Source organism: Hufsiella ginkgonis (assembly GCF_009834915.1).
Taxonomy (GTDB): Bacteria; Bacteroidota; Bacteroidia; order Sphingobacteriales; family Sphingobacteriaceae; genus Hufsiella; species Hufsiella ginkgonis.
Map to the genome: position 1 here is coordinate 1,243,030 of NZ_WVHS01000002.1, position 23,690 is coordinate 1,266,719.

Here is a 23,690-nt window from a genome sequence, read left to right on the forward strand (position 1 = left end):
CGTCGCCTAAAGCGATTAAAACAGAACAGGCGCAGGATTGACAGATCATGTCATCCTGCGCCTGTTAACGCATGGCTGTAAAGTCCTTTTAGTACTCTAACACCTTTGCGCTCATTTTTAGCGAATCTACCGCATTCGTAGTATACCCGGCTGCATAAATAGTATAGATCTTTTTGTCTTTAATGGTAACGGATTGCTGCGACAGGAGCTGATCTGTGCCCGACTTGTATAGCCCCAGCGTATACGTGCCCGGTACCACCAGCGAGTATGGAGAAGCCGACTTGTACGCAGCTCCTGAAAAGAGCTTGTTGGCTCCCAGCCGCATTTCCAATGCAGGCGTATCATGTGCCAGGTGTAAAAAGCGCACCCGGGCATTCCCGGCATCAGGAATGGTGGTATTGTCTTCGGTAATAACGTAAGTAAGAGAATCCGGTTTACCGATCAGGAACAACGTATAATATTTAGCCCCATCGAACGTAATGTTCTGGTTTATATACGCGGTAGAAGAGAAATGCTTCTTGATCACGATGTTTGCCGTTTGCTGGATAAAGCTCTTGTAAGAGATGGTATCCTTATAGTTTATCTCACGGTCTCCATTTACGCGGTTATTGTTAAAAAAGAGATCGATGGCCGGAAGCCCCGGCGAAGCATTTACCACCTGGAGCGCAGTGTACAGCATGGGTTGCTCGTCCGATGATTTAACACAAGCAGAAATTAACAGGGAGGCAGTGCCGGCAAGCATCAACACCATAGCTAACGCCCGTGATTTGACGGCGGGTAAATTAATTTTCATGTAGCTGACTTTAAGATTTAGTGAGGCAAGTTATCCGCAGAAGATGAAAAATAAATGAAAAACCGGGTTAGGTGCGCAGCTTACGTGCGCTCCAAACCCAGTCTATTGCCAATGCGATGATCAATATCAGCAATCCCCCAAACTCCCTGGTTTCCTCTACCCAGGGCTTGGTGGCCTTCATGGATTGCGCGATGTTTTCTGCGTTATGTTCCTGGTACCAGTCGAGTACGCCCGTCTTATCAAAGAACAGGTATGCGGCATAAACGAGGTAAACCGCCATCCCGGCCAGGTAGCCCCTTGGATAAAACTTATTACGTGAAGCTTCGAAACATAACCAGGCGCCGTAGAGGTAGATCGGCACCCAGACATAAGGATCCGGATCGTTATACTGCAGCGCGGCACACAATATAAACAGCACACAGAAAGTGATATTGAAAGCTTTCATTGCCAAACAGTTAAAATTTCATTCCCAGGGATACGCCATACGTGCGTGGATTACCAAGGTGTGCGGCGCCGAAATCGTACGCGTAATCAACATAGGTTTTATCGCCGAGATTGCTGCCCCAAACAAATACTTCTACCACGCCAACATACGCGCCTGCCCTTGCATTAAACAGGTTATAGCCCGGTTGCTCCTGCTGGTTTGCAAGATCGAAATACTGGTTGGTCAGGTACTTCCAGTCGCCATGCAGCAACATCCTTACGCTTTTACCCAGCTGGCGGGTATATTGCGCACCTAACATCGAAGTCATTTTAGGGGTGAACACCTGCCTCGTGCCATCGAGATTTACCGCGGCACCGTTTGACGGCACAACCAGGCTTTTATAGGTGGCGTCGGTATAACCCGCGTTATAGTCGACATTAAATCCCTGGCCCAGCGCAGCAGACAATTCCAGCTCCACGCCTTTGCTGTTCAGCTTACCGGCGTTGCGGGTAACGGTAATGGCATCGGGCAATACCAGGGTGGGCACCTGTGCATTACGTACGGCGGTATAAAATGCGGTTAAATTCAACTGCAGCCGGTGGTTGGCGAGCGAGTTCTTAAACCCAACCTCGAAGCTGTTGCTGTATTCCGGCTCATACGCATACAAAGGTGGCTGCGAAGGGTCGGACGACAACTGGCTGAAACCGCCTGCACGGAAGCCACGGCTATAAGATCCATATAAATTATGCCGGTCAGAAAACTTGTAAGCAAGGCTCACCTTAGGTGATACTGCATGGAAATCAGCTATCCCGGAGGTATCCGGGCGTGTTATTATCGCATCCGTACCATCTGGCTGGAACTCTCCCCTCACTGCCTGCCGCTTATGCTCGTAGTCATAACGCATGCCCGCGGTAAGGTCCAGCTTCGGCGCGAGCGTGTAGGTGAACTGGCCAAAAAACGCCGCCCCGGATGCACTGCCGTTGTTAATATTAATAGCCGTGAAGTTAGGGAACGGCGCCCCAAGCAAGCCTCCGTCTTTACCAAAGTGCGTTCCCTGTTTTACAGGGGTTTCCTGGATAAAGGTGAACGTTCCGGCGGTCCATTTAAAGTCGGAGGCCGACGATGCCGGCGAACTTAACCGGAACTCGTTGGTAAATACCTTTACATGATTCCAGTCATTGCCGTAGTTGTTCACCACGGTAACGCCGTCAATGGGCGAAAAATCACCGTCGATCGGGGTTTTATAATACCGGTTATTGTATTGGTAAGCGGTCTGCGAGCTGAAATTAACTTTACTTCCCGAATAGTTTAAAGAAAGCGAGGTGTTAAAGATGTTGTCGATCAGCCTGGTTTGTGCGTCCTGGTTTAACGTGAACGGGTTCTCTAGGGCATCATTAATACTCGATGCCAGCGGAAAGGTTCCCAGGTTCCTGTTTGCATTATGCTTTACGTTAAGGGTAATGGTTAACTGGTCGCTTTCAAGCCACTTCAGGTAATAGTTACCCATGGTAGAATGCTGTTTGTCAAACTTGGAATTGTTAAACGAATTGGTATAAAACCCGCCGAGGCCCGAGTAGAGGCCGGAAGCGCCAAAAAACAACTTGTCTTTTACCACCGGCACACGCAAGCCGCCGGTAAGCCGCTGCTGCCCGTAATTACCAAAAGACTCTTCTATAAAAAAGCCCGGCTTGCTTCCAGGTTGCCTGGTGATGATGTTAATCACCCCGCCCATCGCGTTTCTGCCATACAAGGTTCCTTGCGGGCCGCGTAATATTTCGATACGCTCAACATCCTGTAACGGCGCGATGTAAGTATCGAGACCGAACTGGTTAACGCCATCCACATAAGTCGCTACGGCCTGGTCATAAGAAGTGGTCGAAATCCCGCGGATAGCGGTGATGTTGCGGTTATCGCCAGGGCCGGCCGAATACAGGTTCGGCGCCAGTGCGCTAAGGTCGCGGGTATTCCAGATCCGGTAATCCTGCACCTTTTTAGCGGAAAGGACGGAAATACTGGCCGGGATGGATTGCAGCGACTCTTCCCTCTTTTGGGCGGTAACTACTACTTCGTCCAGCTGTAAGGTCTGCTCACGCAGCACGAAGTCCGGCTGCGCGTCGGCGTTCTTCAGCACCACACGCCGGGTAGCGGCGGCATATCCGAAGGCGCTCACCTGCACCTCGTAAGTACCGGCCGGAACCTTATTGATCGAAAATGAGCCCGAGCTGCCCGTGATAGCCGTGAAGCCCGTGTTCAAAATATTAACCGTTGCGCCGCTGATGCCGGCGGAAGAAGACGTAGTAACCTTTCCCGAAAGGGAAACAAGCTGTGCACTTGCAGTAACCGAAAAACCGACGGCAAGCACAAAAAGTAGGATTTTTTTAAGCATGTGCTAAATTGTTTAAGCAGGCAAATTAAGCAACTATTTATCATTTCGCCTTGTCGCGCGAGGTAAAAATAGTGTAACGATTTATGAAATGTATATTACTGTGTCTACCAAATACTACAGATAATTTTTCATAATGCATCCGATAGCCTTTTTCCCGCTATGATATGACAACTCCCTGATTTGGTGCACTTTTTGCACTGGTGATCACAAACAGATACACTATGAAAAGAACCCGTACTTACCCAAAAAGATCAGCCGATTATAAATTCCGGCTTTTTTCTCTGTTCCTGGCGATGTTGCTCGGATCAGGCCTCATAAATTCCTGTAATACCAACCTGCAAAGCAATCCGCAAACAACGCTGCAGCGATAACACAGGACTTATAAATGCTCCACTACCATCGTTTTTAACAATGGTTTTTGCTTAACGCCGGTACCCGCCGATTTAATGGCCACATACACGTCGTGCAGTTTTTTATCAGCCGCCGGCTGAAGAGGTACCCGTAGGTTTACGGCTTGTTTGGCTGCAGGAATGTTCCAGGTCGCATGGCCTATCAATGCGCCATTTTCCTTATCGAGCCTTACTTCAACTGTATAACTTGCCGCATCGCCGCGCGAGAAACCGGTCAGGTTTATGCTTCCGATGTTCGAAAGATCGATCGCCCCCGTTTTAAAGGAGCCCGTTTTCTCCGGGAAAACCAGATACTTATTGCCGGATGAGTCGCGGACGGCTAACCCTGCCGGGGTCTTCAGCTCAGCGGCATCTAACAAGTTGCTGCGCAGGTATACCGCGGCATTCCCGGTTAATGGTTTCACACCGGAGGCGCCACGGTCGGCATAAGAAGCCTGGATCACCATTATACGCCTATCTTTTACCTGCTGCTCCGGAACGATCTTTCCGGCCAGCGGAAGCGATGGTTTTGCAGCTTCCTGGTTATTTAACGAAAGCACCCATTCCACGATCTTTTTGGCATCGGCCACCGGCATGCTGGCATGGGCAGGCATGGGCACCTCTCCCCAAACGCCGCCGCCGCCTTTCAGGATCTTGTTATAGAGGTGAGTCATGGCATCGGCATTGTCCTTATATTTTGCCGACACCTGCGTAAATGCCGGCCCGATCGATTTGGTATCGATCTTATGACAGGTCATACAATCAGATTTCTGCATTAACGCCTTCCCGGCGAGGTTATCGGCCACTACCTGGTGACCCAACGCAGCGCCGGCCATGTCCATACCTTCCCGGTAAGAGTTAGAAACGTAAATATTGGCTTTCGTTACCACGGCGCCCTTATCAGTTGCCGCTACGGAATAACTTACCGGCTTACCCGGGAAATAGAAAGTCTGGTTATCCGACAAGGCTATGCTCACTTCAGGTTGGGCGTTCCCGGCGTAAACCGTGGTGACGTCGCTTTTCGCCGACGCTTTCTTCGGATCCAATACCTGCACGCTCACCGGGTATGCGCCGGCCCTGGTGTATGTGTATCTGATCGTCGGCGTGGTGGTGGTTCTGCGAATCCCGTTGCCAAGGTTCCATACGTAGGTAACGGCATCCCGGTCAGGGTCGGTAACTTCTGCCTTTGCGGTAATGGTGAACGGCAGCAGCCCGCTGGTTTGGCTGAGTGTTACTTGTTTCACTTCCGGCGGACGATTGCCGGCGAGGTAATCGATCCGCGACAGGCCTGCATCGGCATTTTTAGCAAACCAGCCTTTCCCGTACTCGAGCACGTATAAGCGCCCGTCGGGACCGAGCTCCATGTCTACCGGCGCCGAAAGCGGCAGGCCCGGCATAAATGGCTCCATGCCTGTGTAATCCCCGTTCTCTTTCATGGTCACTACCTTTATCCAATTCCTTACCCACTCATAAATAAACAGCTTATCATCATAGTATGAAGGGTAACGGGTGGCCGCCGGGTATTTGCCGCTGTGGTAAACAGGCCCGGCCATCGCGGTACGGCCGCCATCTCCTACATCCGGAAACTCCTTCGACTTGCCGTAAGGATACCAGATAAAGGCCGGCTGCGCGGGCGGAAGATCCTTTAACCCGGTGTTGTTCACAGAAATATTCATCGGCTTTGCCGGGTCGAATTTCGCCCCGCTTTCACCGGTTTTGTAGTCGTAATAGTTATACGGGATGTTATTGCCGATAAAGTACGGCCAGCCGAAATAACCGGCCTTGCGTGCCTGGTTCACCTCATCGTAACCACGCGGGCCGCGGGCAGGATCGTCGCCCTGCGCATCAGGCCCCACTTCTCCCCAATAAAGGTACCCGCTTTCCTGGTCCACCGCGATCCGGTAAGGATTACGGTCGCCCATTACATAGATCTCCGGGCGCGTCTTACCGGTGCCTTCCGGGAAAAGGTTACCTTGCGGGATCTTATAGCTACCATCGGAATTTACCACGATGCGGAGGATCTTACCGCGCAAATCGTTGGTATTTCCAGAGGAGCGACCGGCATCATATTGGTGCAGGCCTTCGCGGTTATCCATCGGCGCGTAGCCTTTATTCACAAATTTCTCCTTCGGTGCATCAAACGGGGTCGAATTATCGCCGGTTGACACAAAGAGCGTTTTTCCCGGCCCAAAAGCGATGGACCCGCCGGTATGGCAGCAGATCTCCCGCTGCGAATAAAACTGGAGGATGATCTTTTCCGAGCTTTTATCCAGCTGGTCGTTCACAAACTTAAACCGCGACAGCCGGTTCACCGAGGTATCTGCCGGGCTGTAAAAAACGTACACAAACTTATTCAACGCGAAATCGGGGTCGGCGGCAATGCCCAGTAACCCTTCTTCGGCGTTTACGCTGGTATTCACTTTAGTCTTTGCGTATACGTCGAGAGCGCCGGCGCTTTTCACCTGCTTTGTTTCGTTCTTATATAACATCAGTTCGCCCCTGCGTTGCGAGATCAGCACGTCGAGGTTCGGCAGCACGGCAATTTCAGTAGGTTCGTATAAAGTTCCCTGCGTAAGCGTGGTTTTTACGAAGCGATTGTTATCGGGTGCACGTGCTGTTTTGGCATTGGCGTAGTTGAGCGGCTGCCCGCCGATGGCGTATTTAATTCCCCCAAGCAGGTGAGCAAGAAAAAGCGGTTCCTGGTACGACGCATCTGTATGACCAAGACCGGTATAAAATGCCCGTCCGCCATCAAAGGCATGAAACCAGGCGATCGGGTGATTGTCGCCGTTCTTACCACCCTCATAGCTTTTCTCATCCAGCTTGAGAAGGACCGTTACATCAGGGTTGAGATCTTTATAGTTGTACCACTCGTCGAAGCGCTTCCAGGCAGCCGGTAAATGTTTGGTGGCGATATTGTCACCGTTCACTACATTTATCACCGCTTCCTGTTGTTTCGGGTGGCTCAGGAACCAGCCGCCTGCCAGTTTCCCGTACCACGGCCAGTCATATTCCGTATCCGCGGCGGCGTGTACGCCTACGTAGCCGCCTCCCGCCTGGATGTAACGTTCAAACTCTGCCTGCTGGATCCCGTTTAAGGCATTCCCGGTAGTGCTCAGGAAGATCACCGCCGCATAATGCTTCAGCGAATCTTCGGTAAACCAATCGGCATTTTCGGTGGTGTCTACCAAAAAGCCCTGTTCATTCCCCATTTTTACCAGGGCGGCTTTACCGGCTTCAATGGAGCCGTGCCTGAAACCGGTCGTTTTACTAAAAACCAACACGCGCGGTTTTGCGGGTAAATACCATTTATTAAACGAATACAGCGCTACCAGTATAAGGCCGGGAAGCAACAAGTTACGTAAAATTTTCATCAGCAGCCAGGGTGTTTCATGCAAACGATTGCAGGTGGATCTTTAATGATTAGTGGCTGCAAGATATAAAACTGTCCTGTACTGTCGTGTATTTTTTATTGGAATTTAGGTGACGGGGCTACGCAAAAGACGCAACGGTTCACACAAAGGCGCAGAGATTAACTTTGCGACCCTTGCGAAAAACGCTGCGCCCTTCACGTGAACCTTAAGCTCTGTACACGATCCTACTTATTTAAGATGGCGAGAATCGCGTCTGCTATTTTATCGCTGCCCTTTGCCCCGGGATGCAGGCGATCGTCAGACATCAGCCCCTGGTCGACAGAAGCCTGGCTGAATGGCCCTAAAACCTTGGATAGGTTCAGGTATGCCGCCTGGTTATCCAGCGCCAGCTGGTAGAGCATATTTGCGTAATCGCCCAGCTTATATTTACGCGGATCTTCTTTCTGCAACTTCGTTTCCGGCGGACAGACGATCATAATATCGCAGGCAGCGTTCATCTGGCGTACCTTATCAACGAGGTTCTGCATGGTCACCTTCATCTCCGCCGGACTGATGTTCCCATCCATCTCATTGGTCCCAAATAGAAGAATAGCGGTTTTGGGAGTCATGAGCGAGGTAGAGGTACTCCACAACGTGCTTTGCGCGAATACGCCGGCGGTGGCGCCGCCGATACCCAGTTTATGAAAAGCCAGCACATTACCTGTGCGCCTCCCTAACACGCCAAAAAAGATCTCACCTGCTTTTAGCGGCTCTATATCAACGGTAAAGTTGCTTCCGGCGCCCGAAACGTCGATATCCAGCGTTCCCACTGCCTGGGTTGCCGCAGACTCATCAACCGTTATCCAGCTGCCGCCGTTCAACCTATACCGGAATTCACCCGCGTTCGGATGTTTTTCATATTCCAATGTAAGGGAGGCCAACGGAACTTTCCCAATGACCTGGATCGGTGCATTGGCAGCTTTGCTTGTTACATAGCCGCAAGGTCCTAATGTTGCTGCCCCGGCCGTGCTCGACGTCCATTTTGCCGGCTCGTAAGTAAACGTGAGCTGATCATTATCGATAGAACCGTCTATCGAGTTAAGCAAATCGGCATTCCATCGCGCAAAACTGCAATATCCCGGCCCGCCATCGGCAAAACTGCCGCTAAGCAACGCGTCGTGTACCTTATAAGCAAAGAAATTTGCCTGTATGTAGGAGTCCCCGATAAATACCATGTCGAACCGCGAATTTTTGGAACTCTTCCAGGCGGTCCAGGTCTTTAACTGGTCCGTATTTGCAGTTAGCGGCGAGTTGTCTGTATGGTCAATTCCATCAGGCTCAGGGTCTTTGGGTTTCTTGCTGCAGGCAGAGAAACTGATAACCAGGTAAGTAAGTAACAGTAAAGAACCACGGTGTTTAAACATAACTTGGGGCAGATTAATGTGCTGAAGATAGCGAAAACATTACACCTTGCTAAATTACACCAAATAGTTATTTACTGACAACCAGCAACTTATTTTTAAAATTGTAACCCTTCTGTTACATTAAATGCCAGCAACTCACCGTTACCTGGAATAAACGCTTCCCCCAACGCCGAAATCGCCGTTCCCGGCGATCATTCCCCTGGCAACTACCGTATAGCTTTTACCCGCTTGTATGGTGATGTTGTTGAGCGCCGCCGAAGCTGCGTCACTGGCCTGAACCGTAAAATTATACGTACCCGGATCGATAGCGGCGAATGCCGAGGCCGATTTAAAAGCCTGATCGGCAAATAGCGTGGCCCCGCCGGAAACGTTCAGGTCTACCGATGTGGCATCAGGGATCATTTGCACCAGGCGGATCTTCGCTTTACCGCTTGCCGGCGCAGCAAGATCATCGTCTGTGACTACCACTACCGGTGCGCTGTTGGAGCCGGCGATAAATGCAGTATAATAATGGTTGTTAGTGAAACTGAGGGTTTGCGTAGCCAACACCTGGTTGGTACCGCCAACCGTTATGTCGAACTTCCGCTGGCCGGTATATGCCAGGATATAGTCGCTCTGCTGCGTAAAGGCCAGCGCCGGACCGTTCACCAGCAGGTTATCGAGGTAAAAATTCACCGCCAGCGGGCCCGGGGAGGCGTTGTACACATTAAAAGCCGCCGCCTCTTGCGGCGTCGCATCATCTATGTCCGACTTGCACCCTGCTGCTACCGATAAAAAAAACGCGGCCGCCGCGCCGAACAGCATTAAACCTCTAAGATTTAACCTGTTCTTTAATAAATTGGATTTCATATGATCTCTTTCATAAATAGTTGATCTAATTAGAACGATCATTTTCGGCAGCAAGTATTAATTAGTGTAACGCGACAAGCGTATTTGGGAAGTACGGTCTATTTCCTATTTCTCCTATGAGCTAAAATCCCCATCAAAACTTAACATTAACTTCTCGTCCGCTTAACTTGGTGGGTTTCGCACATCCTGCTGCCCGTTAATTTCCAACCTTAGGGTTTTACGAAATCTCCTTTATAAATGATGACAAAAGCTTTTAAAAAGTAAACACAGAACTTATGAAACAAAAATTACTCACCCTATTTTTTTTGAGCCTGCTAACCGTTGGTTACGCATTTGCTCAAAACCGGACCATTACCGGAACAGTGATCGGAAAAGACGACGGACTACCGCTCCCTGGAGTATCGGTCAGGCTGAAAGGCACCACCACCGGTGTGCAAACCAACGCAGACGGCAAGTACCAGCTGGCCCTGCCGGCCGGCAACGGAACACTCACTTTTACCTACATCGGCTATGCCACGCAGGAAATCGCGGCAGGAGCAGACAATGTGATCAACGTATCCCTCGTACCCGACAGCAAGCTGCTTGGTGAAGTGGTGGTAACCGCCCTCGGTGTCCAAAGAGCCAAAAGAGCGCTTACATACTCCGTTCAGTCGGTCGACCCGGCCGAGGTCGTACAATCACGCGAAACGAACATCGTCAACGCGCTCTCTGGTAAAGTAGCCGGCGTATCCATTAATAACTCGGGCGGGCAGGCAGGTTCATCGTCACGGATCGTTATCCGCGGTAACACTTCACTAACCGGCAACAATGAGCCGTTATTCGTGATCGACGGCATCCCGGTGGACAATTCCACCAACAGGGCCATCGGCGAAGCGACAGAAAGCGCCCTCTTTAACGGATACGGCAGTAACCGCGGGATCGACATCGACCCCGCTAACATCGAAAACGTCACCGTACTTAAGGGCGCCTCTGCCACCGCCATTTACGGATCGAGGGGCGCCTTCGGCGTGGTGCTTATCACCACTAAGAAAGGCGAAAAAAGCAGCGGTAAGTTCCCTAAAATATCCTTCTCTTCGAGTTATGCCGCAGACAATGCGTATACGACCGGGTACCAGACCTCCTATTTAGGCGGAAGCCTGGGCCTGTACAAAAATGGACTGCCGGCAAGTGCGGGTGGCTATTCTGAAGCAGCCGGCGGCGCTACACAAAGTACGGCAAGCTGGGGGCCGCACAAAGATTCGGTAAGCGCAGCCGTGATCGCAGCCGTAGGCCGGCCTACCGTGCTCGATCCGCGAAAATCCTTCTACCAGACCGGAAGCGTTTACAACAACTCCATTTCGCTTAGCGGCGGTAACGACAAAACCACCTACATACTCGGGTATTCTAACGTAAACCAGGAAGGAATCGTAAAGAATAACGACTTTAAGCGCAACAGCGTTACGGCAAGCTTCTCCTCGCAGCTAACCGAGGCGTTTACTACCAGCACTTCGGTAAACTACATCAACTCCGCCAACAAGCGTATGCCCGAAGGAAATACCAAGCGCTCGTTCCTGTATTCGTTAAACTTTGCACCCATTAATTTCGACAGCAAAGACGCGTACGAAAAGTTCGGCAACCTTTCCTGGAGCACCGCCACCGGGTTCAACAACCCCTATTGGCTGGTAAATAACATCCTGATGCCAAGCAGCGTCGACAGGCTGATCGCATCCAACGAATCATCCGTGAAGATCCTGCCCTGGTTAAAGCTCACTAACCGCATTGGTGTCGATACCTACACAGATGAGCAGCGGGAACAGGTAAACATCGGTACCATCAGCATCCCCAACGGGAGAATGTATGAATCGCTCATTAAAAGAGCCCAGTTTAACAACGACCTGATCTTAACCGCCGACAAAAAGATCAGCCCGGATATCACCTTTTCGGGACTGATCGGGAACAACATCAACTCTCGGAATTACGCCCGCAGGACCATCCGCGGCTTAAACCTGAGCATCCCTAACTTCTACGACATCACCAACGCAGAAACTACCGAGTCGCTGCAAGCCGATTCTAAGAGAAGGCTGGTTGGGGTTTATTCCAGCGTAACGTTCGACTATAAAAACTACCTGTTCCTGAGTGCCACGGCTCGTAACGACTGGTCGTCAACCCTCCCCACAGGCGATAACTCTTATTTCTATCCATCGGTATCGGCGGGTTTTGTATTCACGGATCTCCTGGGAATGTCGGGAAACAAATACCTTCCTTACGGAAAGGTCCGGCTATCGTATGCCCAGGCAGGTAATGATGCATCTGAATACCTTACTAATCAAACCTTCACACAGGCAAACCCCGGCGACGGCCGAAGAGGGAATATCGCATTCCCTTACAATGGCGTGAACGGGTTCCAGACCTCCGACCTGCTGGCAAATAACCGTTTGAAACCAGAGATCGTAACAGAAATAGAAGTGGGTACCGATCTCCGTTTCTTAAACAACCGCCTGGGCGTCGACTTCTCCTACTACGATAAAACGAGCGAGTCGCAGATCCTGCAGCAGGAGATCTCCGCTGCCAGCGGTTATGCCGTTAGGACTGCCAACGCCGGTGAGATCTCCAACAAAGGGATCGAGCTGATCATGACTGGCTCCCCGGTTAAGACCAAAGACTTTAGCTGGAACCTGGCCGTAAACTTTGGCAGGAACAAGTATAAACTCAAATCGATCGCCGAAGGCGTAGACAACATCTTCCTCGGCGGATTTTCGTCGCCGCAGATCAGGGCCGATAAAAACTACGGTTACGGCGTGATCTGGGGCCAGGGCTTTAAACACAATGCCGAAGGTAAATTGCTGATTGACGACGACGGACTGCCCGTACTCGCCGACGAGCTCGGCCCTATCGGCAATGCCACCCCGAAATGGAATGCCGGTTTCCGCAGCAGCATGTCATATAAAGGGCTCACGCTCTCCGGCTTGCTCGATGTGCGCAAAGGCGGGGACATCATGAACTTCGACTTATACTACTCTACCTTCTACGGCACCTCGGCGGTTACGGCTAACCGCAACACCATGTATACCTACGATGGCGTAAACGAGACCACCGGTAAACAGAACGACGTGAAGATCAAGCGCGACCAGGCTTACTACCAGAACTGGTATTCCTCCATCGATCAGAATTTCGTTGAAGATGGCAGCTTCATCAAGTTAAGAGAGGTTACCCTCAGTTACACGCTGGGTAAAAAAATCCTCGCAAAATCGACGTTCGATGCCGTGAACTTCTCAGTAACCGGGCGTAACCTGTGGACCAAGTCTGACTTCAGCTTTGGCGATCCTGAAGGGGCCCTCCTTGGCAACACCAACGGCCAGGGTTTTTATAATGCCGTAACTCCGGGTACCAGGGGCGTAACCTTTGGCCTGAATGTTAAATTCTAACAGCTATGATCATGAAAAGAACGAATAAATTCATCCTATCCGCATTACTTTCGGTTTCCGCTCTCAGCGGATGCGATAAATACCTGGACATTAACCGGGATCCCAACAGCCCGTCGGAAGTGACGGAAAAATTAATGACGCCTTCTATTATCAGCACCTTTGCTTACGAAGTGGCCGGAGGCTTACCCGTGCGCACCTCGGTCTTGTGGACCAAACACCTGGCCACCGCCACGGCTGCGCCGCACGAAGGGAACTACCTCATCACTGCCAACGACGTGAACAACTTCTGGCGTACCTCCTCGTACACGCACATTATGAAGACGGCCAACGACATGATCGCGCTGGCAAAGACCAATAACAACCCGCGTTACAGTGCCATCGGCAAGATCATGCTGGCCTGGAACATGTCGTACGTAACCGATGCCTTCGGCGACGCCCCTTTAACCGAGGCATTTAAGGGCGAATCGGGCATTATCAAGCCGAAATATGATAAGCAGGAAGACATCTACAAGGCTATCCAGGTGCTGCTCGACGAGGGCATTACCGAAGCAGGCGCTACCACCGGTCTCAAACCCGGTACCGAGGACTTTATCTATGCCGGCGATATGGCCAAATGGCAAAAACTGGCACGCACCTTAAAAGCCCGTTTCTATCTGCGCCTGAGCAATGCCCCGGGTTATGTTGCCGCTACGCAGGCAAACCTGGCGCTTACCGCCCTGGCCGCAGGAAGCATCACCGGCACGGCCGACATGCCGAAGGTAGCCTACGCCGCCAAGCCCAATGCCGAAAACCCATGGTACCAATATGCCATCGACGGTAAATGGAGCACTTCAGATAAGCCGTCCATCTTTTACGTTTCTATGCTGGTTAACCGCAACGACCCCCGCCTGCCCTACCAGGTATCCAAAGCAGCCGCGGGCGCAAATGCCGGTAAATACTCGGGCGTGGTGAACGATGCGCCGCCTTTTGCGTTAAACAACTACTCGTCTATCGCACCCTTCTACAGCGCAGCCGATGCATCGCTAAACCTGCTCATGAACTCGGAACCCGCCTTCATCAAAGCCGAAGCCGAATTCCTCAAAGCCGGCAAAGTGGTGAACGCCGCGGTTATAGCCGCTTATAACGAGGCCGTTACCGCCTCCATGACGATCTATGGCGTTGCAGCCGCTGACATCACCACTTATCTCGCCGCACACGTGCTGAGCGCCGTCCCCGCCACCGCCTACGCGCAGATCATGACGGAGAAATACATCGCCAACTACCTGCAGTTCGAATCATATAACGACTGGAGAAGAACAGGCTACCCGCTGCTCCCCATTAACAACGAGGCGTATACCGGTCTTCCCGGCGGAACCGCACCCGTGATCAACTCGATCCCCGTCAGGTTCCCCTATCCGTCCTCCGAAAGGTCTTACAACCAGGAAAACATTCCTGCCGAGATCCCTTCGGCCCACCTGCAGGCCATTATCATCCCGGTATGGTGGGATAAATAACTGCCGCGAAGAGAAAGTTTGTGTGTACAACAAAGCCTTTGGTTGAAAGACCGGAGGCTTTGTCGTAGTGGAGCCTGACTAATAACTGATAGCGATCACTATCCCGTCACGGTCATCATATTCCCCGCTATGGCGATGTTGTACACCTTTAGACTTTTTGTGGCTGGCCCGAGAAGCACCGAGCCACTGGGAGAGAACTCGCTTCCGTGGTTAGGACAGGTAAACCGGGTTTTTGAGGTGGTGTAAAGGATCGAGGTCCCTTCGTGGGTACACGCCTGCTGCACGGCGGTAAAAGAGGCGGCGGTACTACCGGTGGCGATGCGCGCCACAATAACCCCATTGCTGGCAAGGCTTTCGCCCACTGCGGTGATCTGGCTGGCAAGGTTTACGGTAAAGCTTACGTTCGACGGAGGGTTTATCTCCCCACCCGGTTCGCCGCTATCGCTCTTGCCGCAGGCCGCTAAACATCCGCCTGCACAAACTGCCGCAAGGCTGATGCCCAGGGTACTTAAAAATTCATCTCTTCTCATGACTTTATTTATTGTTGGTTTTTGATTGGTGCAAGGTGAACATCCTGGAAATAGTAAATCCGAAACGGTATTGTCCTTTCCCCCAGGAAGAGGTGGAGTTGGGGATAAAGTTGTTTTCCACCACCGATTTTGCGTTTACAAAGTTCATGGTGAACACGTGCCCGCCCGTTTCGATCTCGATACCTACGCCCAGCGGATCATAAAAACTGGTGGTCGGATGGTTATCGCGGTAGTTCGAAAAGGGGTGGTAGTAGTCGGCCACGATGCCGAACCGTTTGGTGAATTTGTACCGCATGGCCGCGCCCAGTGCAAACAGCGATGCCTCGTCGCCAGGCGCCAGCACCCTGTTCCTTAACAGAAGCGTAGGCGAAACCTGGAGCGAAAAGTCCGGCGAAAATTTCCTGGCAATGATCACCTGCCCGAGGTACGAGAACCGGTTGATATAATCGTCGTAAATATCGGTCGTTACCTCGTACGGCGTAAATCCTGTTTTGGCCACCAGGCCGATGGAGAATGGCACGCGCCCGTCGGTAGACTGGCGCATCAGCGCGTACTTGAGCTGCAGGTCCAGCAGTTGCTCATATTTGCTCCTGCCAAACCCGATATTCAGGCGGTCGCTGATCCCATATTCGAAATTAATGTAAATGTCAGACGAATTATCCAGCCCCACCAGCGTCTTACCCCCGCCATCGGTGCCGGCGATGTCGCCGAAACGGTGAACGACCTTAAAGTCCAGGTCGTACTTTTTAACCATCGCCGTGGTCTCCGAGAGAATGAGCCTGCCGGATTTGAACGCCGCGCCCGACACTTCGCGCGCGCCGCCCTGCTCCTTTTCCATCGCTTTCATCAGCGAATCCGTTTGCGCCGATGCGGCATAATTAAGCGCGAATAAGGCCGCTAAAAAAAAGTACTTTTTGTTGATCATGGTTTTGGGGCTGAATAAATGGTGTAATTTCCTGAAATGCTGACCTGGATGCTTTCCGCAATGTTTTTGAACACCAGCGTAGGGATCTTGATATTGTGGTCCTTACACATCACCATAAATACCGAGTTGATGGATACAACGCCTTTGCTTATCCTGATCGTGCCGCTGATGGTTCGCTGCTGCTTCACCCCGTGCACATCGAGATCGCCGGTTACGGTTACCTTATACTCGCCGTCGGTAAGTGTTAGCGGGCCGTTGATCCTGCCCTTGAATACTGCATTGGGATACTTATCACTCTCCAGGTAATTTTCGTTAAAGTGCTCCTGCATCAGGCTCTTTTTGAACTGAAAGGAACGGATGGGAATGGTCACCTGTATCTCGCCCGTTGCGGCATTTAATACCGAGATCCCTTTGGCAGAAACGGCCTCGATATTTTCCATCGGGGCTTCGGAATAGATCCGGCTTTTGATTTCTTTCGAAGTATAAACAGTGCCCTGGGCATGGGCGCCGAGAGCGAAAAATAAACAAAGCAGTAAGCCCGACGTTTTCATAATCTCCGGTTTTAATTAGGACTTGCCTTTACCCCCTACACGGATTTAACAGGCGAAGGGTTGCCTGACGGCAAAAAAATAGCGGAGATTTACCCCGATCGTAATATATTAGCTGATGGCTGACGGCTGTTGGCTAGTGACCGATGGCTGACGGCTAGTGACCAGCACCGTTTCAATTATCGGCCGAGTGCTTTATAATTGATCATACGCAAGCCAATAACCGTTAGCCAATAGTTAACCCGCGCGATGAAAAGATCCGTCCTCCTTACCACCTGCCTTTTTATGGCCCTGGCCGCTCCCTGTAACGCACAGGACCCAGCCGTCAGCGTCCCGTTAGGCGGAAACGCCTGGCTAAATAAGAACGCGAAGGCCCGTTTAACCGATACGGGGCTCATCAACTGGGTCTCGTCCAACGACACGGTCGGGATCTTTGTCAGGCTGGAAGCGGCGGGAACGCTCAACCTGTCGCTTCGCCTCCGCGTTACCGGGGGCGCCAGCCGCATAAAAATGGCCGTCAACAACCGATCGTTTATTCAAAAGGTTGACAATAAGGACTTCCAGGTCGTAAAGTTTGGCGGGATCACCGTAAAGGCGCCGGGTTACCAACAGGTCAGGCTGGTGCGGATCGGCAGGTCCCTGGACACGTATGCCGACGTATCCGACCTCCTGCTCAGCGGCAGCGCGCTATCCAAAGGCGCCGCCTACGTAAAAAACAACGAAAGCAATTACTTTTACTGGGGGCACCGCGGGCCCTCGGTCCATCTCAACTACCAGTTCCCCCCGGAAATAAAAAATACCGCCGAATGGTTTTACAGCGAGATCACGGTCCCGGAAGGTAATGATGTCCAGGGGTCGTATTTTATGGCGAACGGCTTCAATGTGGGCTATTTCGGCATGCAGGTAAACTCGCCGACGGAGCGTCACGTGCTGTTTTCGGTGTGGGCGCCCTTCACTACGGACGATCCCGGGAAAATCCCCGACAGCCTGAAGATCCGCCTGTTAAAAAAAGGCCCTGGCGTATACACCGGCGAGTTCGGCAACGAAGGCTCGGGCGGCCAGAGCTACCTCAACTTCCCCTGGCGAGCCGGCAAAACCTATGCATTTTTAACGCATGCAGAAGCAGATGCCGCATCAAAAACAACCGTTTACACCGCTTACTTCAGGGAAACGGGGCAAGATAACTGGTTGCTGATCGCCAGCTTTAAGCGGCCGCAGTCGGGGTTTTACCTGGAACGTATGCATTCTTTCCTCGAAAATTTCGACCCTTCACGGGGGAATATCCGGCGCGAAGCGCTTTACGGCAACCAATGGGCGGTAACTACCACCGGGAAATGGATCCCCGCAGCATCGGCAATTTTTACCGTAGATGCTACCGCGAACATCAACTACCGCAAAGATTACAGCGGCGGCGTTGCCGGGGATCGCTTTTACTTGCGCAACTGCGGCTTTTTCAACGATTTCACCCCGGCAAAGTCGTTACTGAACAAGACCGCTGTCCCGGGCGACCACCCCGCGATCGATTTCACGAAACTGCCCTAACATAATGGTCAAAAGTCACCATAAGTAACGCAATATTGTTACCTTCAGTCACCTAATCGCCCTACACATGAGATCTCTGTTACTCACCGCCTTCAGCCTGGTTTTCCTGTTAAGCTGTCATACCGTGCAACTTAATAAAGCGACGGGGAAATGGATCCCGCTTTTTAACGGCACGGACATTAAAGACTGGATCGTAAAGATCCACCATTACGAATGCGGGGAGAACTTCGGCAACACCTTCCGGGTGGAAGACGGGATCATTAAGGTGCGCTACGACCAGTACGGCCCGTTTAACGACCGCTTCGGGCACCTTTATTATAAAGTACCGTTCTCGTACTACCATCTTAAATTCGAGTACCGTTTTGTGGGTGAGCTGCAGCAGGGCGCACCAGGTTACACGCTCCTAAACAGCGGCGTGATGTTCCACTCACAGGACCCGCGCACCATGCCAAAGGAACAGGACTGGCCCATCTCCATCGAAATGCAGCTGCTGGGCGGTCTCGGCGACGGCAAACCACGCACCACGGGCAACATGTGCTCTCCGGGAACCAACATCGTGTACAAGGGCGTTTTTGACGAACGGCATTGCATCGATTCTTCTTCTAAAACTTATGATGGCGACCAGTGGGTACAGGGAGAGCTGATCGTGCTGGGCGATTCGCTCATTACCCATAAGATCAACGGCGAAACCGTGATGCAATACTCCAAACCGCAGATCGGGGGAGACGTGGTGAACCGGTATGATCCGAAGATCAAGATCGACGGCACCGCGCTTAAAAGCGGGTTCATCGCCCTGCAAAGCGAAGGTCAGCCGGTCGACTTCAGGAATGTAGAGATCATGGTCCTTCCGCCGAAAAAATAAGCCGGTTACCTTACCTTTACCGGCTTTACCTTCTCGAAAACATTCACCGGCAGGATATGTCCTTCCGCATCAAAACGCATGGGCGAAATACAGGTCTCGCGGTTATACCCGTTTCCTCCCGGGATCTTAAACCGGTGGTAAGCGATATACCACTCGTCCTTACCCGGCACCTGTACCACCGAATGATGACCGGCGCCCTTCACCACGCCGCTGCCTTTAAGTACCGGATAGCCCCCGGCCTTTTTAAACGGTCCCATCGGGGATGATGAGGTGGCATAAGCAATGGAGTAGCGCGGGTCGCGGGTGTCGTATTCAGACCACATCAGGTAATAAAGCCCGTTCCTTTTAAAAACGAACGGACCCTCATTGTACCCTTGCGGGCGAAAGGAAACGATCTTCGAAGTGTCGCAGGAGACCATATCGTCGTTCAGCTTTACAATGTTGCATTGCCCCTGGCCGAAGTACAGGTAGGCCGCTCCATCGTCGTCTGAAAACACCATCGGGTCGATCATCTGCCCCCGGCGGGTACCTTTTTTTATGAGCGGCGTGCCAAGGGGGTCTTTAAAAGGACCGGTAGGCTTATCGGCCACCGCCACGCCAATATTTACATCAGCCGAATAATAGTAATAGAACTTCTTGTTTTTTACAGCGATGGCCGGTGCCCAGGCACGTTCTTTAGCCCAGGTAAGGTCGCGGGGCAGGTCGAGTATAACGCCTTCATTCTTCCAGCTGACAAGGTCCTTTGACGACCAGCAGGTAAAACTGGCAGACAGCCAGCCGGTGGTGCCATCGGTAGTTGGGTACAGGTAAAACGTTTTGTTGAACACGGCGATATGCGGATCGGCGTATACGCCGGGCAGTACGGGCGGCGGCGCGTTTAGCGTGTCCCTTACCTGCGCAGCTGCCGGGAACGCGGCCACCAGCAATAACAACGCCGCATAGCTAAGCTTCCATAAATTCCCAGGCAGTTTGATAAGCGCCGTTTTCTTCCACATAGGTGATAAAATTACGATAAAATGCCGAACCGGAAAGCGTAGCGCTATCCCCCGTTACCACCAGTTTTTTGCGGGCGCGGGTCATGGCCACGTTCATCCGGCGGGTATCTGAGAGAAACCCGATCACTCCTTCGGCATTGCTTCGTGTAAGCCCGATGTACACTACATCGCGCTCCTGGCCCTGGAAGCTGTCGATGGTATTCACCGAAATGCGGGAGAGGTGCGGCTGCAACGACGGGGATTGTTGTACCAGCCCGTTCAGGATGGGCAATTGCTGTTTGTACGGGGAAATAACGGCCACAGAAGGCAATGCACCCGCAGCATCCGCCGCTGCGAGCAATTGCGCCAGGTGTTTCACTATAAAAGCGGCTTCTTCCGGGTTAGTGGTGCTGGTACCTTCGGCCTTCTCTTCGAACCCGCAGCCTGCCGTATCTATAAATACCAGCGGATTATCACCCGGATACAGCACCCGGCTGGCAACGGAAGCATGCGCCCGCAGCCGGCCGTGGTAAAATACATCCGACGAATACCCCATGATCCTGGTATTCATCCGGTATTGTTCCTCCAGCAGCGTAACCGCGCCGGGATGCAGCGCCACGCATTTTTCAAGAAGCGTGGTTGCAAGGCCTTTACGAGCGGCCTCCTCAGATTTTATGGTAGGCGGCAGCTGCAGGTGATCGCCGGCGAGCACCACTTTCTGCGCTTTCAGGATGGGGATCCAGCAGGCGGGTTCCAGCGCCTGCCCGGCTTCGTCGATCACCACGGTATGGTACCGCAGCTCCCTCACCGTGTAATGGGTGGCTCCTACCAGCGTAGCGGTGATCACCTGCGCCTTCGCCAGCAGGTCGTCGGTTACAAATTGCTCGATCATGCCTATTTCTTTCATGATCTTATGCGCTTCATCAAACAACGCCTTCCGTTGGTCGCGCTCGGCACGGCCGAAATTCCGCTTGTACTTATGCGCCATATTCCGGTATTCATTGGCCCGCTTTTTCAGCTCCCGGGCATCTTTCATGCCGGGATGGGCGCTCATCCTGTTATCGAGCGTAAGCGCCAGCAAGCGTTCAGACACACGGGCCGGGTTGCCTACGCGCAACACGTTCAGCCCTTGTGCGGCCAGTTTTTCGCTCAGCAGGTCTACCGCCGTATTGCTCGGCGCCACCACCAGTATTTGCCTATCCTCCCGCGCGATCATGGCGCAGATGGCCTCCACCAGCGTGGTGGTTTTGCCCGTTCCCGGCGGACCATGCACAATAGCGAGCTCGTTGGCCGATAATATCTTTTGCACGGCAGCCCGCTGCGAACGATTGAGGACTGAACCCGGTGCCGACTCCCGTTCTTCGGCAAACGTAGGCGTTTTTTCCCCGGTGAGGATATCCACGAGCCTGCCGGTAGCTGCAGGCTTATCCGGTTTAACGGCTTGCTTCAGAGCGGCTTCCATCTCGTCGTAGCTGTTTTCGTCGAACAACAGGTCTACGCCCAGCTTGCCGTTGCGCGACCATTCCGGCAGTTCATCCGTTTTAAGCGTCACCTTCATCCTATTGCCGCTGATATGCGTAATTGTGCCTTCCACCCGGCAATTCCCCGCATCGTGGTTGGAAAACAGGGCCGCGGCAGCGCCAAAACGGAACTGGTGAGGAATATCCTGGTGGGTGGTCCGCTCGAGCTCCACCGTGAGGTAATCGCCCCTCCCGAACTCAGATCCCCGTATCGCTACCGGGTACCAGGTTAAGCCGTTGGCGCGCCGCTCAGGCACCGAAGCGGTTTGCGTAAGCAGCTGGTAAATCCGGCGGTCGGCGCCGCGCTCGGTAAGCAGCAGTTGGAGCAGGTTCTCGAAATAAGACATGGGCAAAGGTAAAAAAACCTATTTTAGTTGAGTTAATGGTATGAAGACCTCCGTTCTATCTTTTTTACGGCGCTACGGATCGCTATTTCTCTATGGCGTGGCACTGGCGTCGCTGCTCTTCCTGCTTAAATGGCTCGAGTTACGCTTCCTGTTCATCCATTATTCTATCGAACTGTACATTGGCAGCATCGCCCTGGTATTTACGCTGCTTGGTATCTGGTTATCGCATAAACTGACCCGGCCGAAAGTTGTGGTGCTGGAAAGGGAAGTACTTGTACCGGGCCCTGGCGCAGGCGTGAACAACGAAATGATCGCGCGGCTGGGTATCAGTAAACGCGAGATGGAAGTGCTTACCCTTATCGCCGAAGGGCTTAGTAACGAGGAGATCGCGGCACGCCTGTTCGTTTCGTTAAATACGGTAAAAACACACTCGTCGCGCGTGTTCGGCAAAATGGAGGTACGGCGGCGTACCCAGGCCATTGATAAAGCCCGGCGGATGGGACTGATCCCGTGAATCTCACACTTTAGGTTGAAAAAGCGGTTTTTATGCAAAATCACCCGAAAGTATGAGCCCAAATTTTAGCAAATGATCCACATTTGAGCATAAATCATAATGAACTCATGAAAAAAACTGTCCTCACCTACGGCCTCATCGCCGGCATTTTTGTATCCGCGTTCATGGTAGTCTCCATGGCCTTCGCCGACCACAGCAACATGGTAAACGCCATGCTGGTAGGCTACAGCTCTATGATCCTTGCATTCTCGATGATCTTCGTCGGCGTAAAAAACTATCGCGACAAGCAGAACGCGGGCCTGATCTCGTTCGGACAGGCATTAAAACTGGGGTTGCTGATCGCGCTGGTAGCTTCTACCCTGTATGTGATCACGTGGGCCATCGACTACCACTACTTTCTCCCCGATTTTATGGATAAGTTTACCGCCAAGTCTTTGGAGAACTTTAAAGCCGAAGGACATACCCCGGCCGAGATCAGCGCAGAAGCCGCCAAGATGGCCGAATCGAATGAAATGTATAAGAATCCCCTCTTCTTTGTCGGGATCACCTATGCCGAGATATTACCGGTGGGAATCATCATTTCGTTCATCACCGCGTTGGTGCTGATGAAAAGCAGCAAGAAAGCGGTAGTCTAACCTCGTTGTGATCAATATCTTCTTCGCCTCCGGCGCCTCTTCGCGGAAAAACCGGATGTATTCCGGCAACCTGAATAATTGAACACGCATGCGGCAGTCTCCCCTGAAGCGGAAAGGCCCAGCAATCAAATTGTTGTTTACTTGTTTATTAACCGTGTGTTATCCTCCGCTGAGGATGAGGCGCCGGAGGCGGATGAATCCTGACAAATGTTCTCCATAACCTTCCGGGTTACCATAGAAAACGCCGCGAGGCTACTTTCCAAACCTGTAAAACGTACGGAAGCACTTAAAGCAGTAGTATTTTTGAACAGGCAACCAGAAAAGCAGCGTTTTAAGGATCGTTCCGCGCGAGATCCGCTCTACTTTTTGCCCGTTACAGGCGGGGCATACGCGAAAACGTTTGTCTTTATCTTTATCTTTCACTTTCTCTAAGCGTTAATTGGGTAGTTTGCTAATATAATGAGAAGGTTGGTTTTCGCAATGCGTTAAAATTTCCTTTAGTAAAATATATACCCAGGTTACGGTTACGTGAACGTACGGTTTTCTCAAACTATGGGTTTGCTTGCAGGGCAAAAATTCTGCCAATTGTCACCGGCCAACCCGGCCCGGAATCTATAAGATGCCAGGGAAGAACGCCCGCGTTCTATAGCCATTTCACGGGCATTCTATGGACCAAGCATAAAAGTTTGGGATCTATTATTTTGCCTGGTCCCATAACATTGCTTGATCCGGTGCATGCACGGGAAGGCCGTTCATTCAGGCGCAATCATCACGCATG

At 52.0% G+C, this 23,690-nt stretch carries 18 protein-coding genes; 6 read left to right on the top strand and 12 right to left on the bottom strand.

What is annotated here, in order from left to right:
• Positions 1 to 88: 88 nt before the first annotated feature.
• The 6 genes from GS398_RS12275 to GS398_RS12300 all read right to left on the bottom strand — a co-directional run bounded on the left by GS398_RS12275 (position 89) and on the right by GS398_RS12300 (position 9,618).
• Entirely contained in the window at positions 89 to 793 is a 705-nt protein-coding gene (locus GS398_RS12275) for a DUF4397 domain-containing protein (protein WP_160907040.1), read from the bottom strand.
• A gap of 67 nt (positions 794 to 860) precedes the next feature.
• The gene (locus GS398_RS12280) at positions 861 to 1,238 is read right to left on the bottom strand and encodes a transmembrane 220 family protein (protein ID WP_160907041.1); all 378 of its coding nucleotides are present in this window, start codon (positions 1,236 to 1,238) and stop codon (positions 861 to 863) included.
• Positions 1,239 to 1,248: 10 nt separating this feature from the next.
• Positions 1,249 to 3,603: a TonB-dependent receptor gene (locus GS398_RS12285; RefSeq protein ID WP_160907042.1), complete on the bottom strand. Its 2,355-nt coding sequence runs from the start codon at positions 3,601 to 3,603 to the stop codon at positions 1,249 to 1,251.
• Between the two features lie 379 nt (positions 3,604 to 3,982).
• Entirely contained in the window at positions 3,983 to 7,366 is a 3,384-nt protein-coding gene (locus GS398_RS12290) for a ThuA domain-containing protein (protein ID WP_160907043.1), read from the bottom strand.
• Positions 7,367 to 7,590: 224 nt separating this feature from the next.
• Positions 7,591 to 8,769, bottom strand: a complete 1,179-nt coding sequence (locus GS398_RS12295) for an SGNH/GDSL hydrolase family protein (protein ID WP_160907044.1) — start codon at positions 8,767 to 8,769, stop codon at positions 7,591 to 7,593.
• Positions 8,770 to 8,910: 141 nt separating this feature from the next.
• Positions 8,911 to 9,618: a DUF4397 domain-containing protein gene (locus GS398_RS12300; RefSeq protein ID WP_160907045.1), complete on the bottom strand. Its 708-nt coding sequence runs from the start codon at positions 9,616 to 9,618 to the stop codon at positions 8,911 to 8,913.
• Positions 9,619 to 9,893: 275 nt separating this feature from the next.
• Between GS398_RS12300 and GS398_RS12305 the strand changes: the two genes are divergently transcribed.
• Positions 9,894 to 13,022 (top strand): SusC/RagA family TonB-linked outer membrane protein, encoded by a 3,129-nt coding sequence (locus GS398_RS12305; RefSeq protein WP_160907046.1) that lies wholly within the window; start codon positions 9,894 to 9,896, stop codon positions 13,020 to 13,022.
• An 11-nt stretch (positions 13,023 to 13,033) separates the two neighbouring features.
• Positions 13,034 to 14,515 carry a SusD/RagB family nutrient-binding outer membrane lipoprotein gene (locus GS398_RS12310; RefSeq protein ID WP_160907047.1) on the top strand — a complete coding sequence of 494 codons (1,482 nt, stop codon included), beginning with the start codon at positions 13,034 to 13,036 and terminating at the stop codon, positions 14,513 to 14,515.
• Positions 14,516 to 14,613: 98 nt separating this feature from the next.
• On the opposite strand, the gene GS398_RS12315 is transcribed toward GS398_RS12310, so the two are convergent.
• From GS398_RS12315 to GS398_RS12325, 3 genes are read right to left on the bottom strand one after another with little or no spacing between them, the layout of a single operon-like run.
• Positions 14,614 to 15,045, bottom strand: a complete 432-nt coding sequence (locus GS398_RS12315) for a QcrA and Rieske domain-containing protein (protein WP_160907048.1) — start codon at positions 15,043 to 15,045, stop codon at positions 14,614 to 14,616.
• A 4-nt stretch (positions 15,046 to 15,049) separates the two neighbouring features.
• Positions 15,050 to 15,970: a DUF5777 family beta-barrel protein gene (locus GS398_RS12320; protein ID WP_160907049.1), complete on the bottom strand. Its 921-nt coding sequence runs from the start codon at positions 15,968 to 15,970 to the stop codon at positions 15,050 to 15,052.
• Positions 15,967 to 16,521 (bottom strand): YceI family protein, encoded by a 555-nt coding sequence (locus GS398_RS12325; RefSeq protein ID WP_160907050.1) that lies wholly within the window; start codon positions 16,519 to 16,521, stop codon positions 15,967 to 15,969. The genes GS398_RS12320 and GS398_RS12325 overlap by 4 nt, the downstream gene beginning before the upstream one ends.
• A gap of 246 nt (positions 16,522 to 16,767) precedes the next feature.
• On the opposite strand from GS398_RS12325, the gene GS398_RS12330 reads away from it, so the two are divergent.
• Together GS398_RS12330 and GS398_RS12335 are read left to right on the top strand one after the other, a co-directional pair.
• Positions 16,768 to 18,060 (top strand): DUF3472 domain-containing protein, encoded by a 1,293-nt coding sequence (locus GS398_RS12330; RefSeq protein WP_160907051.1) that lies wholly within the window; start codon positions 16,768 to 16,770, stop codon positions 18,058 to 18,060.
• A gap of 67 nt (positions 18,061 to 18,127) precedes the next feature.
• Positions 18,128 to 18,922, top strand: a complete 795-nt coding sequence (locus GS398_RS12335; protein ID WP_160907052.1) for a 3-keto-disaccharide hydrolase — start codon at positions 18,128 to 18,130, stop codon at positions 18,920 to 18,922.
• Positions 18,923 to 18,927: 5 nt separating this feature from the next.
• Here GS398_RS12335 and GS398_RS12340 read toward each other — a convergent pair whose 3' ends face one another.
• Positions 18,928 to 19,917 (bottom strand): family 43 glycosylhydrolase, encoded by a 990-nt coding sequence (locus GS398_RS12340; protein ID WP_160907053.1) that lies wholly within the window; start codon positions 19,915 to 19,917, stop codon positions 18,928 to 18,930.
• A complete protein-coding gene (locus tag GS398_RS12345) occupies positions 19,865 to 21,763 on the bottom strand; it encodes an AAA domain-containing protein (RefSeq protein ID WP_160907054.1) in 1,899 nt (632 codons plus the stop codon). The genes GS398_RS12340 and GS398_RS12345 overlap by 53 nt, the downstream gene beginning before the upstream one ends.
• Before the next feature lie 40 nt (positions 21,764 to 21,803).
• Here GS398_RS12345 and GS398_RS12350 point away from each other — a divergent pair, with 40 nt between their 5' ends.
• Positions 21,804 to 22,277: a response regulator transcription factor gene (locus GS398_RS12350; RefSeq protein ID WP_160907055.1), complete on the top strand. Its 474-nt coding sequence runs from the start codon at positions 21,804 to 21,806 to the stop codon at positions 22,275 to 22,277.
• Positions 22,278 to 22,384: 107 nt separating this feature from the next.
• Positions 22,385 to 22,912, top strand: coding sequence for a DUF4199 domain-containing protein (locus GS398_RS12355; RefSeq protein ID WP_160907056.1), 528 nt, complete (start codon positions 22,385 to 22,387; stop codon positions 22,910 to 22,912).
• 252 nt (positions 22,913 to 23,164) lie between these two features.
• On the opposite strand, the gene GS398_RS12360 is transcribed toward GS398_RS12355, so the two are convergent.
• Entirely contained in the window at positions 23,165 to 23,335 is a 171-nt protein-coding gene (locus tag GS398_RS12360; RefSeq protein ID WP_160907057.1) for a hypothetical protein, read from the bottom strand.
• Positions 23,336 to 23,690 lie beyond the last annotated feature (355 nt).